This window comes from Streptomyces sp. NPDC015346 (assembly GCF_043078785.1).
In the GTDB taxonomy this organism is placed as follows: domain Bacteria; phylum Actinomycetota; class Actinomycetes; order Streptomycetales; family Streptomycetaceae; genus Streptomyces.
This window is the reverse complement of record NZ_JBIBTW010000001.1, coordinates 98,639-113,277: the sequence shown is the minus strand read 5'-3', so window position 1 is coordinate 113,277 and position 14,639 is coordinate 98,639. Positions and strand designations below refer to the sequence as shown.

The 14,639-nt window shown below is 71.0% G+C and carries 17 protein-coding genes; 5 read left to right on the top strand and 12 right to left on the bottom strand.

The window, feature by feature from the left end:
* Positions 1-2: 2 nt before the first annotated feature.
* The 4 genes from ACF06X_RS00485 to ACF06X_RS00470 form a co-directional block, all read right to left on the bottom strand.
* A complete protein-coding gene (locus ACF06X_RS00485) occupies positions 3-281 on the bottom strand; it encodes a MoaD/ThiS family protein (RefSeq protein WP_392284959.1) in 279 nt (92 codons plus the stop codon).
* A gap of 136 nt (positions 282-417) precedes the next feature.
* Complete coding sequence (locus ACF06X_RS00480; RefSeq protein ID WP_332836496.1) at positions 418-534, bottom strand: putative leader peptide; 117 nt, start codon at positions 532-534, stop codon at positions 418-420.
* A gap of 44 nt (positions 535-578) precedes the next feature.
* Complete coding sequence (locus tag ACF06X_RS00475; RefSeq protein WP_392284958.1) at positions 579-761, bottom strand: hypothetical protein; 183 nt, start codon at positions 759-761, stop codon at positions 579-581.
* On the bottom strand, positions 758-1,396 hold the full coding sequence (locus ACF06X_RS00470; protein ID WP_392284957.1) for an HD domain-containing protein: 639 nt from the start codon (positions 1,394-1,396) through the stop codon (positions 758-760). Before ACF06X_RS00470 ends, ACF06X_RS00475 begins: the two co-directional genes overlap by 4 nt.
* A gap of 72 nt (positions 1,397-1,468) precedes the next feature.
* Here ACF06X_RS00470 and ACF06X_RS00465 point away from each other — a divergent pair, with 72 nt between their 5' ends.
* Positions 1,469-2,473 carry a GlxA family transcriptional regulator gene (locus ACF06X_RS00465; RefSeq protein ID WP_392284956.1) on the top strand — a complete coding sequence of 335 codons (1,005 nt, stop codon included), beginning with the start codon at positions 1,469-1,471 and terminating at the stop codon, positions 2,471-2,473.
* Here ACF06X_RS00465 and ACF06X_RS00460 read toward each other — a convergent pair.
* From ACF06X_RS00460 to clpS, 4 genes are all read right to left on the bottom strand, one after another.
* Positions 2,458-2,889: a Mov34/MPN/PAD-1 family protein gene (locus tag ACF06X_RS00460; RefSeq protein WP_392284955.1), complete on the bottom strand. Its 432-nt coding sequence runs from the start codon at positions 2,887-2,889 to the stop codon at positions 2,458-2,460. The genes ACF06X_RS00465 and ACF06X_RS00460 overlap by 16 nt on opposite strands.
* Before the next feature lie 77 nt (positions 2,890-2,966).
* Entirely contained in the window at positions 2,967-4,394 is a 1,428-nt protein-coding gene (locus ACF06X_RS00455; protein ID WP_392284954.1) for an amino acid permease, read from the bottom strand.
* A gap of 317 nt (positions 4,395-4,711) precedes the next feature.
* Positions 4,712-5,335, bottom strand: a complete 624-nt coding sequence (locus tag ACF06X_RS00450; protein WP_392284953.1) for a DUF2017 domain-containing protein — start codon at positions 5,333-5,335, stop codon at positions 4,712-4,714.
* Positions 5,335-5,640: an ATP-dependent Clp protease adapter ClpS gene (gene clpS / locus ACF06X_RS00445; protein ID WP_392284952.1), complete on the bottom strand. Its 306-nt coding sequence runs from the start codon at positions 5,638-5,640 to the stop codon at positions 5,335-5,337. The genes ACF06X_RS00450 and clpS overlap by 1 nt, the downstream gene beginning before the upstream one ends.
* Before the next feature lie 102 nt (positions 5,641-5,742).
* On the opposite strand from clpS, the gene ACF06X_RS00440 reads away from it, so the two are divergent.
* Positions 5,743-7,071, top strand: coding sequence for a nicotinate phosphoribosyltransferase (locus tag ACF06X_RS00440; protein ID WP_392284951.1), 1,329 nt, complete (start codon positions 5,743-5,745; stop codon positions 7,069-7,071).
* A 159-nt stretch (positions 7,072-7,230) separates the two neighbouring features.
* Positions 7,231-7,830 (top strand): isochorismatase family protein, encoded by a 600-nt coding sequence (locus tag ACF06X_RS00435; protein WP_392284950.1) that lies wholly within the window; start codon positions 7,231-7,233, stop codon positions 7,828-7,830.
* Positions 7,831-7,897: 67 nt separating this feature from the next.
* Here ACF06X_RS00435 and ACF06X_RS00430 read toward each other — a convergent pair whose 3' ends face one another.
* Both ACF06X_RS00430 and ACF06X_RS00425 read right to left on the bottom strand, forming a co-directional pair.
* Entirely contained in the window at positions 7,898-8,206 is a 309-nt protein-coding gene (locus ACF06X_RS00430; protein ID WP_392284949.1) for a hypothetical protein, read from the bottom strand.
* 124 nt (positions 8,207-8,330) lie between these two features.
* Positions 8,331-10,799 (bottom strand): immune inhibitor A domain-containing protein, encoded by a 2,469-nt coding sequence (locus ACF06X_RS00425; RefSeq protein WP_392284948.1) that lies wholly within the window; start codon positions 10,797-10,799, stop codon positions 8,331-8,333.
* Between the two features lie 353 nt (positions 10,800-11,152).
* Between ACF06X_RS00425 and ACF06X_RS00420 the strand changes: the two genes are divergently transcribed.
* Positions 11,153-11,425 (top strand): hypothetical protein, encoded by a 273-nt coding sequence (locus tag ACF06X_RS00420; protein WP_392284947.1) that lies wholly within the window; start codon positions 11,153-11,155, stop codon positions 11,423-11,425.
* A 27-nt stretch (positions 11,426-11,452) separates the two neighbouring features.
* On the opposite strand, the gene ACF06X_RS00415 is transcribed toward ACF06X_RS00420, so the two are convergent.
* Together ACF06X_RS00415 and ACF06X_RS00410 are read right to left on the bottom strand one after the other, a co-directional pair.
* A complete protein-coding gene (locus ACF06X_RS00415) occupies positions 11,453-12,199 on the bottom strand; it encodes an RDD family protein (RefSeq protein WP_392284946.1) in 747 nt (248 codons plus the stop codon).
* A 102-nt stretch (positions 12,200-12,301) separates the two neighbouring features.
* Positions 12,302-13,846, bottom strand: coding sequence for an RDD family protein (locus ACF06X_RS00410; protein WP_392284945.1), 1,545 nt, complete (start codon positions 13,844-13,846; stop codon positions 12,302-12,304).
* Between the two features lie 286 nt (positions 13,847-14,132).
* On the opposite strand from ACF06X_RS00410, the gene ACF06X_RS00405 reads away from it, so the two are divergent.
* Positions 14,133-14,624: an SsgA family sporulation/cell division regulator gene (locus tag ACF06X_RS00405; RefSeq protein WP_392284944.1), complete on the top strand. Its 492-nt coding sequence runs from the start codon at positions 14,133-14,135 to the stop codon at positions 14,622-14,624.
* Positions 14,625-14,639 lie beyond the last annotated feature (15 nt).

The following is a 14,639-nucleotide window of genomic DNA, read 5'->3' as shown; positions in this document are numbered from 1 at the left end:
GATCAGACCATGCCGCCGGCGACGGCCGGCAGGATCGTGACGCTGTCGCCGTCGGAGAGCTCGGTGTCGATGCCGTTCAGGAAGCGCACGTCCTCGTCGTTGAGGTACACGTTGACGAAGCGGCGCAGCTTGCCGCCGTCCACGATGCGGGCCTCGATCCCGGGGTGGCGCGTCTCCAGGTCGGTGAAGAGCTTGGCGAGGGTCTCCCCGCTGCCCTCGACGGCCTTCTGGCCGTCGGTGTAGGTGCGGAGGATGGTCGGGATGCGGACCTCGATGGCCATGGCGTGGGCTCCTGTCGGGAGTGGCGTGGTGGGCGCGCGGCGGGGGCCCCCGCGCGAGGGGGGTCGTGCTGGGAGGTGCGCTCGGGCGGTTGATCGCTGCTGGGGTGTTTCGGTGCTTCGGTGCTTCGATCGGTGCTCAGAGCGCAGCGCGGGACGTACACATCGCGCTGGCGAGGCGGCACAGGTCGACGTGCAGACGGGCTACGAGCAGGGGTGTGCCCGGCGTCTGTTCGCTCACGTCGTGGGAAACCATGCGGTCATCGTATCGATTCCCGGTCCGGGTTCCGGAATGTGATCTCACATGACGGACAGATCGTGCTCGACAGGCGGACCGGGCAGGTGGACGACGGTCGGTGTACCGGTCGTCGGATGCGGAATGACCTCGGCCGCGACACCGTGGACGGTCGTCGGCAGGGCCGGGGCGAGAACCGCTTCGGGCGGCCCTGCGGCGACGCCTCGGCCCCCTCCGGTGGCCGTCATTCGGGCCAGGCGGATCCGCGGATGGTCTCGACGAAGTCGCCGGGGCGGAAGCCGGGGACGAAGTGCCGCAGGACGTCCGCCTTCACGTTGCCGAACGTCGTCGCCGGCCGGGGCGCGATCCCCTCCGTGAAGGCCTGGAGGATCCGGCGCTTGAAGTCGGGGCGCGGGTGCAGGGCGACGATCGCGGCCCGGTCCTCGGGCGCGACGGCGGCCGGGTCCTCGTAGCCGATGCCCAGCACGTCGTACTCCACGCCCGCCGTCACCAGCGCCACCTCGGGCTCCATGAACTCCGGGACACCGGGGGTGGTGTGCAGGGCGATGGCGGTCCAGACCCGGCGTACGGCGTCCTCGTCGACCCCGTGGGAGCGCAGGAAGCGGGCGGCCTCCTCGGCGCCGTCGACCTCGAAGCGGCGGCCGCTGTCCCGGTGGGCCTCGCCGAGGCCGAGGTCGTGGAACATGGCGCCGACGTAGAGCAGTTCGGGGTCGAAGGCGAGGCCGCGGGCGCGGCCCTGGAGGGCGCCGAAGAGGTACACGCGGCGGGAGTGGTGGTAGACGAGCTCGCTCGTGGTGTCGCGGACGAGCGCGGTGGCGGCGGTGGCGAGCGGGCTGTCGGGGATCAGGGTCATCGGGTCCATGGGGCAAGCCTCCCGGCCGGGCCCCGGGCCTCGCCATGTCCGTACGGACAGGCACCCCACAGAATGGGACACGTGACGGAACAGACGACGGAACACATGACGGGCCACATGATTCGGTCCGTGGTGGTGCTGGCTTTCGACGGTGTCCGGCTGCTCGACGTCTCCGCTCCGCTGGAGGTGTTCACCACGGCCGGATCGGGTTACGAGGTGCGGGTGTGCACGCCCGACGGGCGGGACGTGCGCACCTCGGCCGGGCTGCGGATCGGCGCCGACTGCGCCCCGGAGCAGGTGGGCGGCGCGGACACGCTGATCGTGCCGGGCGCGGTCGACGTGGACCGGTTCGTGACGGCGCCGGGGATGGTCGCTCTGGTCGCGGAGCTCGCGGGGCGGTCGCGGCGGGTGGCGTCGGTGTGCACGGGGGCGTTCGCGCTGGCGGCGGCCGGGCTGCTCGACGGGCGGCGGGCGACGACGCACTGGGAGCACGCGGCGGAGCTGGCCCGCCGCCATCCGGAGGTGGAGGTGACGCCCGACGCGATCCATGTGCGCGACGGGGAGGTATTCACCTCGGCGGGGGTGACGGCCGGGATCGACCTGTGTCTGGCCCTGGTGGAGGAGGACCACGGGCCGGCGGCGGCGCGTGCGGTCGCCCGTGACCTGGTGGTGTTCCTGCAGCGGCCGGGCGGGCAGTCGCAGTTCTCGGCCGCCTCGCGCACTCCCCCGACGGTCCATCCGGTGGTCCGGCCGCTGCTCGACGCGGTGGCGGCGGATCCGGGGGCCGACCACAGCGGGCCGGCGCTCGCGCGGCGGGCGGGGGTGAGCGCCCGGCATCTGGCCCGGCTGTTCCGGGAGCAGATCGGGGCGACGCCGGCCGCCTATGTGGAGCGGGTACGGGTGGAGGCGGCCCGGCTCCTGCTGGAGGGCGGGGCGAGCGTCACGGGCGCGGCGGCGCGCAGCGGCCTGGGCAGCGACGAGAGCCTGCGCAGGGCGTTCGCCCGGCATGTCGGGGTGACACCCTCCGCGTACCTCGCCCGCTTCCGTACGAGCGCGGGTGCCGCGGGCGCTCAGGCCTCCACGTAGGCCTCGACGACCTGGACCTCTTCCTCGGTGACGACGCCCTCGACGATGCTGAAGGAGCGGAACTGGAAGGGTCCCGCGCCGTCGGTGTCGGCCGTGGAGACCAGGACGTAGTGGGCGGCGGGCTCGTTCGCGTACGAGATGTCCGTACGGGAGGGGTAGGCCTCGGTCGCCGTGTGCGAGTGGTAGATGATCACGGGCTCCTCGTCCCGGTCGTCCATCTCGCGGTACAGCTTCAGCAGGTCGGCCGAGTCGAACTCGTAGAACGTGGGCGAGCGCGCGGCGTTCAGCATGGGGATGAACCGCTCGGGGCGGCCGCTGCCCACCGGGCCCGCGACCACGCCGCAGGCCTCGTCGGGGTGGTCCGCGCGGGAGTGTTCGACGATCTGGTCGTACAGGGCCCGTGTGATGGTCAGCATGTCCGACAGGATAGACAGACGGGCCGCCCTGTACCGAGGAGTGGTACGGGACGGCCCGAATGCTGGACAGAGGCTCTTTACGAGCGCTTGGCGAAGGCCGCGCCCTCGGGGTTGCGGGACTTCAGCACCAGGTAGGCGACGCCCAGGACGAGGCCCCAGACCGGCGCGCAGTACAGGGCGGTGCGGGCGCCCTCGTCGATGCCCATCATCACGATGACCATGCCGATGAAGAGGAGCGCGAACCAGCTGGTGTACGGGGCTCCGGGGGCCTTGAAGGTGGACTCGGGGAGCTCGCCGCGGTTCGCCTTGGCGCGGTAGCGGATCTGGCAGACCAGGATCATGATCCACGCCCACATGCCGGAGATGGTCGCGAAGGAGACGACGTACTCGAAGGCCTTGCCCGGGGCGACGTAGTTGATCCAGACGCCGACGAGCATCAGCGCGGCCGAGAAGGTCAGGCCGAGCAGCGGGGTGCCGTTCTTGGTGAGCCGGGTGAAGACCTTCGGGCCCTGGCCGTTGAGCGCGAGGTCGCGCAGCATGCGGCCGGTGGAGTACATGCCCGAGTTGCAGGAGGACAGGGCCGCGGTCAGCACCACGAAGTTGACGATGGCGGCGCCGACGCCGAGGCCCATCTGCTCGAAGGCGGCGACGAACGGCGAGATGCCCGGCTTGAAGTGCGTCCACGGGACGACCGACAGGATCATGATCAGCGCGCCGACGTAGAAGACGGCGATGCGCCACGGCACGGTGTTGATCGCCTTGGGCAGGACCGTCTTCGGGTCCTTGGACTCGCCGGCGGTGACGCCGACCAGCTCGACCGCGAGGAAGGCGAACATGACGATCTGGAGGGTCATCAGCGTGTTGCCGATGCCGGTGGGGAAGAAGCCGCCCTGGTCCCACAGGTGGGTCACGGAGGCGGTGTCGCCGGCGTCGGAGAAGCCGATGGTGAGGATGCCGGCGCAGATCAGGATCATGCCGATGATGGCGGTGACCTTGACCATGGAGAACCAGAACTCCAGCTCACCGAAGAGCTTCACGGAGATCAGGTTGGCGCCGTAGAGGATGACGGTGAAGACCAGCGCCGAGATCCATTGCGGGATGTTCCACCAGTACGTCATGTAGGTGGCGGCGGCCGTGACCTCGGTAATGCCGGTGACGACCCAGAAGAGCCAGTACGTCCAGCCGGTCACGAAGCCCCAGAAGGGGCCGATGAACTCACGGGCGTACTCCGCGAAGGAGCCCGACACCGGGCGGTACATGAGCAGCTCGCCCAGGGCGCGCATGATGAAGAAGATGACCAGGCCCGCGATGGCGTAGGCGAGGATCAGGCTGGGGCCGGCCTTGGCGATGGCCTTGCCGGCGCCGAGGAAGAGGCCGGTGCCGATGGCGCCGCCGATCGCGATCATCTGGATCTGCCGGGCGCCGAGGCCACGCTGGTAGCCCTCGCCGCCGCCCACGGCCCCGTCGGTGCCGTCGTATTCCTTGTCGACCTGCACTGAGGTCATGGTGGTGCGCCTTTCTCCATGCTGATCCGCGCCGACTGCGTCTGCCGCGGATCAGGTCCTGATCCCCCCGGATGTGGATGGAGTGCCACCGGCGGTCAGCCGGCCGAAGCGCCCCCGGGAACAGGGGTGGCGTCCCCGGGCGGTCGTGAAGATTTATCACGGGGGAAACAGTGATCGGGGGGCGCGAATGTGGCGCACACCACAGGAAGAAGCGGGCAAAGGGGACTCAACACGGCAAGGCAGAAGAGTTTGGTGACGTATTCGTTATGCGGATTTGAGTGTCCGCTGAGCGAACGAGACGTCTCCCGCCGGTGGCCCTACGGCATCAGCGTCTCGACGAGGGATTCCTGGAGCGCGCCGAGCCAGAGGTACGCCATCACCATCGGCTTGCGGGGGTCGGAGTCCGGCAGCCGGTACAGCTCGCCGTTCTCGTCCTCGTCGGTGACCTCCAGGCGGGTCCCGATCGTCAGCCGCAGGTCGTTGAGCGCGCCGAGCCAGGCCCGGGACTCGTCGGCGGTGAGCTTGAGGACCACCTCGCCCTCGCCGGGCGAGGACGGCGTCTCCGCGGAGTCCAGGGCGTCCGCGGAGTCCAGCGTGTCCAGCGCGTCCAGGGAGCGGATCACCGTGAGGGCGTCCTCCCGCTTGCGGGCCCGCAGGTCGTTCTCGGTGAAGCGGCGGAAGTCGGCCGCCGCGGCCCGCAGCTCCTCGTCCTCGTCGCCGTACGCGTCGGGGAAGAGCCGCTTGAGCGCCGGGTCGCTGGGCGCCTCGCTCGGCCCCTCGGCGAAGAGCGCGGCCAGCGGGTCCTCGCCCTCGACGGGCTCGTCACCCGGCCCGATCAGCTCCAGGAGCTGGACGGCGAGGGAGCGGAGGATGGAGACCTCGACCTCGTCGAGCGCCACGGCCGCGCCGCCGCCCGGCAGCGCCTCGAAGTGCCCGGCCATCAGCCGCGGTCCTGCGACAGCGTCGCCCACAGGCCGTAGCCGTGCATCGCCTGCACGTCCCGTTCCATCTCCTCGCGCGTGCCGCTGGAGACCACCGCGCGGCCCTTGTGGTGCACGTCGAGCATCAGCTTGTGCGCCTTGTCCTTGGAGTAACCGAAGTACGCCTGGAAGACGTAGGTCACATAGCTCATCAGATTGACCGGATCGTTGTGCACGAGGGTCACCCAGGGCACATCCGGTTCGACGACCGCCTGGTTCTCCTCGGCCGATTCCGTACGTTCGATCTCAATTGGCGCGACGCTCACTCAGCCCATGCTGCCACCCGGAGCGGCCCGTCGCACAAACGGGGCGCACGCGCGGCGATAGAAATCGTCACTCTGACGAGTATTCGGGGTAGCATCGCTGACATGAACGCTGCGGACCTTGGGCTGCCGGTGGACGTGCCGTCGACCGCGCTCTTCACCGACCAGTACGAGCTGACCATGCTGCAGGCGGCCCTCAGGGCCGGTACGGCGGACCGGCGCTCCGTCTTCGAGGTCTTCACCCGCCGACTGCCCGAGGGGCGGCGCTACGGCGTGGTGGCGGGCGTCGGGCGGGTCCTGGACGCGGTCGAGAACTTCCGCTTCGACCCGGGCGTCCTCGGCTTCCTGCGCGAGCGGGAGATCGTCGACGAGCCGACGCTCCAGTGGCTGGCGGGCTACCGCTTCTCGGGGGACATCTGGGGCTACCCCGAGGGCGAGGTGTACTTCCCCGGCTCCCCGATCCTGCGGGTCGAGGGCTCCTTCGCCGAGTGCGTGCTCCTGGAGACCGTGATCCTGTCGATCCTCAACCACGACTCGGCCATCGCGGCGGCGGCCTCCCGGATGTCGGCCGCGGCCGGCGGCCGGCGGCTGATCGAGATGGGCGCCCGGCGCACCCACGAGCTGGCGGCCGTCGCCTCCGCGCGGGCCGCGTACGTCGGCGGCTTCGACTCCACCTCGGACCTCGCGTCCGGCTTCCGCTACGGCATCCCGACCGTCGGCACCTCGGCGCACGCGTTCACCCTGCTGCACGACAGCGAGCGGGACGCGTTCCGCGCCCAGGTCGACTCGCTGGGCAGCGGTACGACGCTGCTGGTCGACACCTATGACGTGACCGAGGCCGTCCGCACCGCCGTCGAGGTGGCTGGCAAGGACCTCGGGGCGGTCCGGATCGACTCCGGGGACCTGCTGCTCGTGGCGCACCGGGTGCGGCAGCAGCTCGACGAGCTGGGCGCGAAGGGCACCAAGATCGTCGTCACCTCGGACCTGGACGAGTACGCCATCGCCTCCCTGGCGGCGGCGCCGGTCGACGCGTACGGGGTGGGGACGCAGCTGGTGACCGGCAGCGGGCACCCGACCTGCTCGATGGTCTACAAGCTGGTCGCCCGCGCCCGGTCGGCCGACCCGAAGGCGCCGCTGTCCCCGGTGGCCAAGAAGTCGGTGGGCGGCAAGGCGTCGGTCGGGGGCCGCAAGTGGGCGGCCCGGCGGACCGACGAGGACGGCGTGGCGGAGGCGGAGGTCGTGGGCACGGGCCCGGTGCCGCCGGAGCTCGTCGACCGTCAGCTCCTGGTGGAGCTGGTCAAGGGCGGCGACGTGGTGGCCCGGGAGCCCCTGGAGGCGGCGCGGGAGCGGCACATCGCGGCTCGGGCGGGGCTACCGATGTCGGCGATGCAGCTGTCGCGCGGTGAGCCGGTGCTGCCGACGGAGTACGTGTGAGGGGACGCATGAGGAGCATGTGCGCGGAGCACACGCACGGAGTATCCGTAACGCCGTGAAAGGCCCCCTCCCGAAGGGAGGGGGAAGTCTCTAGGCTCGATGCCATCCCCGAGCGACCGTACCCGCCGCCCGATTCCAGCCCACCGAAGGACACCCGCCATGCACCGCGCATTGATCGTCGTCGACGTTCAGAACGACTTCTGCGAGGGCGGCAGCCTCGCGGTGACGGGGGGCGCGGACGTCGCCGCCGCCATCACCGACCTGGTCGGCGAGACGGCGGGCGCCGCCTATCAGCACGTCGTGGCCACCCGCGACCACCACGTCGACCCGGGCGAACACTTCGCGCCGGAGGGACAGGCGCCGGACTACGTCACCTCCTGGCCCGTGCACTGCGTCGCCGGCACCGAGGGCGTCGGCTTCCACCCGAACTTCGCCCCCGCCGTCGCCTGCGGGGCGATCGAGGCCGTCTTCGACAAGGGCGCGTACGAAGCGGCGTACAGCGGCTTCGAGGGGCGGGACGAGAACGGCGTGACGCTGGCGGAGTGGCTGCGGGAGCGGGACGTGAGCGAGGTCGACGTGGTCGGCATCGCGACGGACCACTGCGTACGGGCGACGGCCCTGGACGCGGCCCGCGAGGGGTTCCGTACGAAGGTCCTGCTCGACCTGACCGCCGGGGTGTCCCAGGCGACCACCGAGAAGGCCCTGGAGGAGCTGCGGGCGGCCGGCGTCGAGCTCACCGGCAAGCCCGTGGTGGTCTAGGGCGACAAGACACCCCCTGGGCCGTCCACCTGGGCGACGGCGCGGCCGCCTGCGCGACGCGTCGGCCCTACGCTGCGGGGCGGGGCAGCGCGCGGACCGGGTGCCAGAGCTCCTGGCCCGTGACCGGGGTCGATCTCCACAGGAGGCCGTCCGGGTGGTGGAGGACGGCGGTGATCTCGTCCGGGGTGGGCGGCTCCGCGTTGCCCCGGAGGTACACCGCCCGCAGACCCAGGTTCCGCAGCCGGGTCAGGGCACGCGCCCGGTTGGCGGCATGGACCAGGAAGCGGACCGTGGCGCCGTCGCCCGCCGGGCTCGGCAGCCCTATCGCGACGACCACACTGCCACCGGGCAACTTGCAGAAACCTCCACCGGGCATGCCGGAACCACTCCCCCTGTGAGCTTGCTGTCAATAAGGACTCGGTCAGACGCACCTAAACACGATCGGCCGCCGCCCGCTAGAGGGCGACGGCCGATCATGCTCTGACCTGCGACGATGCAAACTACTTCGTCGACGGACCCACCTGGACAGTGATCGTCCGGCCGTTCTTCGGCTCCTTGACGACCACGATCTTGGTGTTGGTGTCAGTTACCTGGACACCGGCGCGCTCGGTCTCCTTGAACCAGTACGTGCCCTTGCGGTCGTCGAAGACCGGGTTGCCGGCCTGCGACCTGATCCACACCGGGACGTCCGCCTTGTGCAGCTGGAAGGCGTCGGTCCGGTAGGTGCCGAAGGGGGCGTCGTGGGACTGGATGCGGTTGCGCATCAGGGTCCCGTCGGTCCACTTCAGCGGCGTCGGGTGCGCGTCGACCGGCAGGATGAGGCCCTGGCCCGGGTGGACGGCCGTGTTGTTGTCCTTCTGCGAGGTGTCCCACAGCCAGACGAGCAGCCCGTTCTGGTACGGGTAGTGCTCGACCCAGCTCGCCTTGTCACCCGAGAAACCGAAGTTGTACGGGCCGACCTTCAGGGTCGCGTCGTAGGAGACGTACTGGCGGTTCTCCGCGAGGTAGTACTGCTCGTACTCCTTCGTGAAGCCCTTGCCGATCCGCGAGAAGCCCTTGGCCGTCCAGCCGTTGTCGCCGTTCTCGGCGTTGTCCGAGAAGACGGTGGCGCCGTCGGCGGTCAGCGTGATGGCGTCGGCCGCGAAGCCCTTGCCGCCCGCGCCGCCGTCCGTCTGGTAGCGGAAGCGGAGGTCGAACTTCTTGCCGGCGTAGGCGTCCAGGCCGTACACGAGGTTCTTGTACGCGCCGGAGACGTCGGTCAGCGCCGGGGCGCCGCTCGCGTCGCGCGGCAGCGGCTTGCCGTCGGCCGTGCCGTCGAGCGCGGTCCAGTTGGCGCCGCCGTCCGTCGACACCTCGGTGTAGAGGTAGTCGTAGTCCAGCTCGATGTCGTACCAGCCCTTGAGTTCGAGGGTGGCCTTCGACGTGCCGGTGAGGTCGACGGAGCGGGTCAGGGTGTTCTTGAGGTCGTCACCCATGTCGCTCCACCACTGCGTGGCGCCCTCGGCGGGCGCGACGACATCGGTGGTGACCTTCTTCTTCGGCAGCTCGACGACGAGCGCCTGCGGGTTCTCGGTGTTGTACTCGGCCACGCCCAGCTTGTGGGTGGACTTCGTACCGCGCTGCTCGTCGCTCACCTTGGTGTAGTTGAGCCAGCCGAGCTGCAGCTTGTCCCAGGCGGTCATGTCGCCGGGCAGGTCGCCGATGGAGTCCTTGCCCTGGCCGAGCCAGGAGCCGGAGGACATCAGGGACCAGAAGCCGGTCGAGTTCTCGGCGCCCGGCTTGCCGGAGGTGTCGTACAGGTCCGGCAGACCGAGGTCGTGACCGTACTCGTGGGCGAAGACGCCGAGGCCGCCGTTCTCCGGCTGCATCGTGTAGTCGCCGACCCAGATGCCGGTGTCGCCGATCTGCGTGCCGCCGGCCTTGTTGTGCGCCGGGCCGGTCTTGCCCGCGTTGGTGCCGTACGCGTACCAGCGGTGGGCCCACAGAGCGTCGCCGCCCTGCGCTCCGCCGCCCGCCGACTCGTCCTCGCCCGCGTGGACGATCTGGAAGTGGTCGATGTAGCCGTCGGCCTCGTTGAAGTTGCCGTCGGCGTCGAAGTCGTAGCGGTCCCACTGGTCGTACTGCGCCATGTCGGCCTTGATCTGGGCGTCGGTGCGCCCCTTGGCCTTCTGGTCGGCGACCCACGCGGTGACACCGTCGCGGACGGCGTCCCACACGTTGGCGCAGTTGCTGTTGCCGCAGTAGTTCGAGCCGTAACGGGCCTCGTTGTACTCGACCTTGACCCAGTCCGAGACGCCGCCCTCGACCGAGTACCGGCCGGAGGAGGTCTTCTCCATGTAGGTCTTCAGCGACTGCTTGGGCTGGCCGGTCTTCGGGTCCTTGCCGGTGCCGAAGTACAGGTCCTGGAAGTGCTGCTGGTCGTAGTCCTTCTGCCAGGCCGTGGAGTTGTCCTTCGTACGGTCCGGCTCGGCTATCTGGTTGTGCAGCGGACCGGGCGTGCCGCCGTACTTCGGCTTCAGCTCGTCCGTGTCGTCGTCGGCGCGGTTCACAAGAGTGGTGTTGTCCACCTTGTCGCCGAACTCGACGAGGATCGTGAAGATCTTGTCCGTCTTCTCACGGCCCAGCTCGACGTACTTCTTGCTGTCGAGCTTGACGACCTGGGAACCCCCGCGGCGCTCGACCTTGGTCTCGCCGCTCAGCACCTGCTCGAGAGCGGCCTTGCGCTGCTGCTCCTGCTGCTTGCTGTACGGCCCCTCGAGGTCGTGGTCGACCGCCGTCTTGTCGGCGTGGTCATGGCCGTGGCCGTGGCTGTGGCCGTGGTCCGCCGGATCATGGCGCTCGATGCCGGCCGGTGCGCCCGGCCCCTTGTCCTCGGCCCATGCGCTGGTGAAGGTCGAGGCGGTGGCGGCGGTGGCCGCGAGCGCCACGACGACTGCGGACGCTCTGATCGCCCGTCGTCTGTTGGTCACTTGAAGTTGTCCTCCCCGGCGCCCGCCGCCCACGGACCGGAGGTGGGGTGTCCGCGGCGGGGTCGCGCGTCACAAGTGACGACATTCGACCGGAGTTACCAGAGAAAAGACAGACCTTGACTTGAACAGACCAACTGCACTATGCAGGAGCGCGTTTCCGATAGTCGGACGCCACGGGATCGCCATCCGAACGGCCAACCGGCGCACCGGCCGCGCGGATTGGCCGACTTGATGAATCCATGCGCCCCCCATGCACCGGTACCGTGGGTTAGGTCACGCTTACCACCGGCTCCGCTCGGGCATCCACCGTCGTAGAGTCCGATCGACCCGATGCTTCGAGGACGGTACCCCTCATGCCGCGTCCGAACGCCGCACAGCTCGCCTACGGTTCGGCCACCGTCGTCTTCGCGACCGTCGCTCTGCTGCTGTTGTCCCGCACGACCACGACCCTCGGCGTCGCCGTCGTCTGCGTCGCGGGCCTGCTCCTCGGACTCCTCGTCGCCGTGACCATGCCGGCGCGCGGGAAGGCGGAGCCCCCCGCCGTGGCACACCTCCCCCAGAACGACGCGAACCGGGCACCGGCCGTCCGCGTGGGTGCGGGGGCCGATACCCGGATCGGTTCCTGACGGAGCTGGGGCTCGACGCCCCGGGCGTCACTGCGGCACGGACACCACCACGGTCTTGGCGGCCTTGTCGTGCAGTCCCTGCTTGTAGGGCTTGTCGACCATGATCAGGATGAGGATCAGCAGCGGCCACAGGCAGGCGCAGCAGATCAGCGTGGGCAGCCACAGCACCACGGCGCGCATCAGCGAGGCGCTCATCGGCGGCGTGGAGCCGTCGTTGAGCATCGCGACCCGCAGCTTCATCAACTTCTTGCCCAGCGTCTGACCGTCCTTGGCCGTCATCACGGTGTCGTACGCGAGGTACGCGACGATCGTGATGAGCTGGAAGACCAGCTGGCTGCCGCCGTTGTAGCTGTTGAGCGTGTCGCCGAAGTCGTTGTCGCCGTCCGTCGCCCGGGTGTAGATGTCGAACGGGATGCCGATGATCGCGAGCGGCACGACGATGATCAGCCAGTCGATGATCCTCGCGACGATGCGCCGCCCGGTCTCGGCGAGCGGCGGCATCCCGGCCAGCGGATCGGTGCCGCCGTAGCCGCCGCCGTAACCCCCGTACGGCGGAGGGGGAGGCGCGCTGTCGTACGGCGAGCCGTACGGGCCTCCCGGCGGCGGCCCGCCCGGCGGAGGGCCACCCGGAGGGGGACCCTCGGGCGGCGGGCCGCCGGGGGGCGTAGTGCCGTACGGAGACCCCGCCGACGGCGGCGTGGGGTCCTGCGGCTTCTTGAGGAACGGATCATCGTCCTCGGGCGGCTGGCCGGGCGTCGGCTGGTCGTTGCTCATGGGGGCAGTGCACCGCGCGGGGCACCACCCCGCAACGATTCGCCGCCCGTTCGGGGGACCGCCGTACGGGGCCGTCGTACGGCGGCCCCGTACGGGGAAGGGCTAGCCGGCCACGAAGGTGTGCGCCGCCTTGTCGTGCCAGCACTGCCGCCAGGGGCGGTCGAAGAGGCACCAGAGCACATTGAGGACGCCGAGGACGAGCAGTCCGAGGACGCTGTAGACCAGCCAGCGGCGCAGGGCCGCGCCGAAGGCCGGCGGTTCGTGCGCCTCGATGTCCCGCACCTCCAGACCGCACAGCTTCTTGCCCAGCGTGCGGCCCCACTTGGCGGTCGGCACCGCTTCGTACAGCACCCCGAGGACGAGGAGGGCGGCGAGCGCGATACCGAAGTGGAGGGAGGTGGTGCCGTCCAGGAGCCAGACCTGAACGGTGAGGCCGGACTGCTTGGCCGCCTCGATCTTGCCGTCGATGTGGTCGAGCGCCTGGGTGACGAAGGGGAAGGACACCGCGCCGGTGACCGAGCCGAGCACCAGGGTGTCGATGAGCCGGGCGAGGAGCCGCTTGCCGAGCCCGGCCGGGCGGGCGGACGCCTGCGCGCGGGCGGCCTGGAGGAAGGGGTCCTCGACGGGCGGCTTCCAGGGCAGGACCGGCTGCTCGGGCTCGGCGGCGGCAGCGGGCTGCTGCGCCTGGGCGAGCTGGTGCACCTGCTGGGGCCACGAAGGCGCGCCGCCGCCGGGGCCGGTGGTGACGGGACCAGGGGTGGGACCAAGGGAGGAAGCAGGGGCGGAGGCAGGGGCGGAGGCGGGCTGCTGGGCCTGGGCGGGTGCCTGAGGCTGGACGGGTACGTGGGGCCGCGGGGCGGCCTGCGGCCCCTGGGGTGCCTGAGCGGGCGCCGACGTCCGAGCGGCCGGCGCGGCCGCAGACGCCTGAGCTGCCTGGGGGTCGCGCGGGCTCTCCGGGGGGAGGGCGCGGATGGTCATCGTGCCCTCGGGCGCCGGCGCGGACGCTCGCGCCGCCTCCGGCCGCACCTGCCGTACGCCGGGCAGCGCGCCGCCCGTCGGGTCGGCGGCCGCCCCCGGAGCGGACGTCCGGGCGGCCGGGGTCACCGGCATCCCGCCGAGCCGCGCCGAGGACGAGCTGGCCGCGGACCGGGGGTCGGCGGCCACCCGGGGGTCCCGCGCGGGCGCCTGGGCCCGCGGCGGTTCGCCGCCGGCCGGGGCGCCGGGCCCGGGGTGCGCCTGCTCCGTCTCCGGCGCACCCCAGGAGACCTTCCGGTCCCGGTCGCCGCCGAAGCCGGTCTGCCGGGAGACGTCCGCCTGCCAGGCCGAGGCCGGCTCGGGTTCGGGCCGCGTCTCGGCGGCCGGCTCCTCGTCCAGGAAGACCGGACCGGTCTCCTCCACGGCCGGCACCGCGGCGGCGGCCGGGGCCGTGGCGACGGGCGCGGGCGAGGGGTTCGGGGCGAGCGCCGGACCTGCCGGCATCGCCGCGAACGGCGCCGCCGGCAGGGACTCGCCGTCCTTGGGCGCGGGCCGGCTCGTCCCGGGCACCCAGGCGCCCCCGTTCCAGTACCGGATGTATCCGGGAATGGACGGGTCCGGGTAGTACCCGGCCTGCGGTACCTCTCCGCCGCCTCCAGGAGGAGTAGCCACTGCCCCGACTCCGTTCCGTCACAACGCTTGTCTCAGGGAGGACAGTAACGAAGAACGCCGCTCCGGGAACAAGGAGGCCGACAGAAACCCGCCTTCGAGCGACATACCCACAAAACCTGCCACTCACCGTCACGCTCAGGCCGACGATCCTGCGGAATCCGGTCCGGAGGTGCTCGGGGGAACTCCACGGAAAAACTTTCCCGAAGTCGCGTCATGGCCGGCGCCGAGCGCGCTCTCTCCCTGTGCGGGCCCACCCGGGGCCCCGTACACGCGAAGGAGCGGGACCGTGCAGAACACCGAGAACACCGTCGTGGAGCGGGAGCTGGAGCTGACGCTGGTGCTCTCCCCCGAGCGCAGCATCCCCGTCCCGGCCCGGCTCGCCTACCGCACCGACGACCCGTACGCCGTCCACATCACCTTCCACGTCGGCTCGGACCACCCCGTCAACTGGACGTTCGCGCGCGAGCTGCTCGTCGAGGGGGTCTTCCGGCCGTGCGGCCACGGCGACGTCCGCATCTGGCCGACCAAGGTCGAGGGCCGAAACGTGGTCCTGATGGCGCTCTCCTCCCCCGACGGCGACGCGCTGCTCGAAGCGCCCTCCGCGCAGGTGTCCGCCTGGCTGGAGCGGACCCTGCGCGCCGTCCCGCCGGGCACCGAGTCCGAGCAGCTCGGCATCGACGACGGGCTCGCCGAGCTCCTGGCCACCACGGCGGTGACCGACGAACTGTGGCTGGGTGACCCCTGGCCGTCTGACGAGTCGCAGGACGGTGAGATGTGACGACCCGCCGCGGAG

Coding starts and splice junctions, on each gene's coding strand:
- ACF06X_RS00485 (WP_392284959.1), bottom strand. CDS start 281: ATGGCCATCGAGGTCCGCATCCCGACCATCCTCCGCACCTACACCGAC.
- ACF06X_RS00480 (WP_332836496.1), bottom strand. CDS start 534: ATGGTTTCCCACGACGTGAGCGAACAGACGCCGGGCACACCCCTGCTC.
- ACF06X_RS00475 (WP_392284958.1), bottom strand. CDS start 761: ATGACGGCCACCGGAGGGGGCCGAGGCGTCGCCGCAGGGCCGCCCGAA.
- ACF06X_RS00470 (WP_392284957.1), bottom strand. CDS start 1,396: ATGGACCCGATGACCCTGATCCCCGACAGCCCGCTCGCCACCGCCGCC.
- ACF06X_RS00460 (WP_392284955.1), bottom strand. CDS start 2,889: ATGCTGACCATCACACGGGCCCTGTACGACCAGATCGTCGAACACTCC.
- ACF06X_RS00455 (WP_392284954.1), bottom strand. CDS start 4,394: ATGACCTCAGTGCAGGTCGACAAGGAATACGACGGCACCGACGGGGCC.
- ACF06X_RS00450 (WP_392284953.1), bottom strand. CDS start 5,335: ATGGCCGGGCACTTCGAGGCGCTGCCGGGCGGCGGCGCGGCCGTGGCG.
- ACF06X_RS00440 (WP_392284951.1), top strand. CDS start 5,743: ATGAACGCTGCGGACCTTGGGCTGCCGGTGGACGTGCCGTCGACCGCG.
- ACF06X_RS00435 (WP_392284950.1), top strand. CDS start 7,231: ATGCACCGCGCATTGATCGTCGTCGACGTTCAGAACGACTTCTGCGAG.
- ACF06X_RS00430 (WP_392284949.1), bottom strand. CDS start 8,206: ATGCCCGGTGGAGGTTTCTGCAAGTTGCCCGGTGGCAGTGTGGTCGTC.
- ACF06X_RS00420 (WP_392284947.1), top strand. CDS start 11,153: ATGCCGCGTCCGAACGCCGCACAGCTCGCCTACGGTTCGGCCACCGTC.
- ACF06X_RS00415 (WP_392284946.1), bottom strand. CDS start 12,199: ATGAGCAACGACCAGCCGACGCCCGGCCAGCCGCCCGAGGACGATGAT.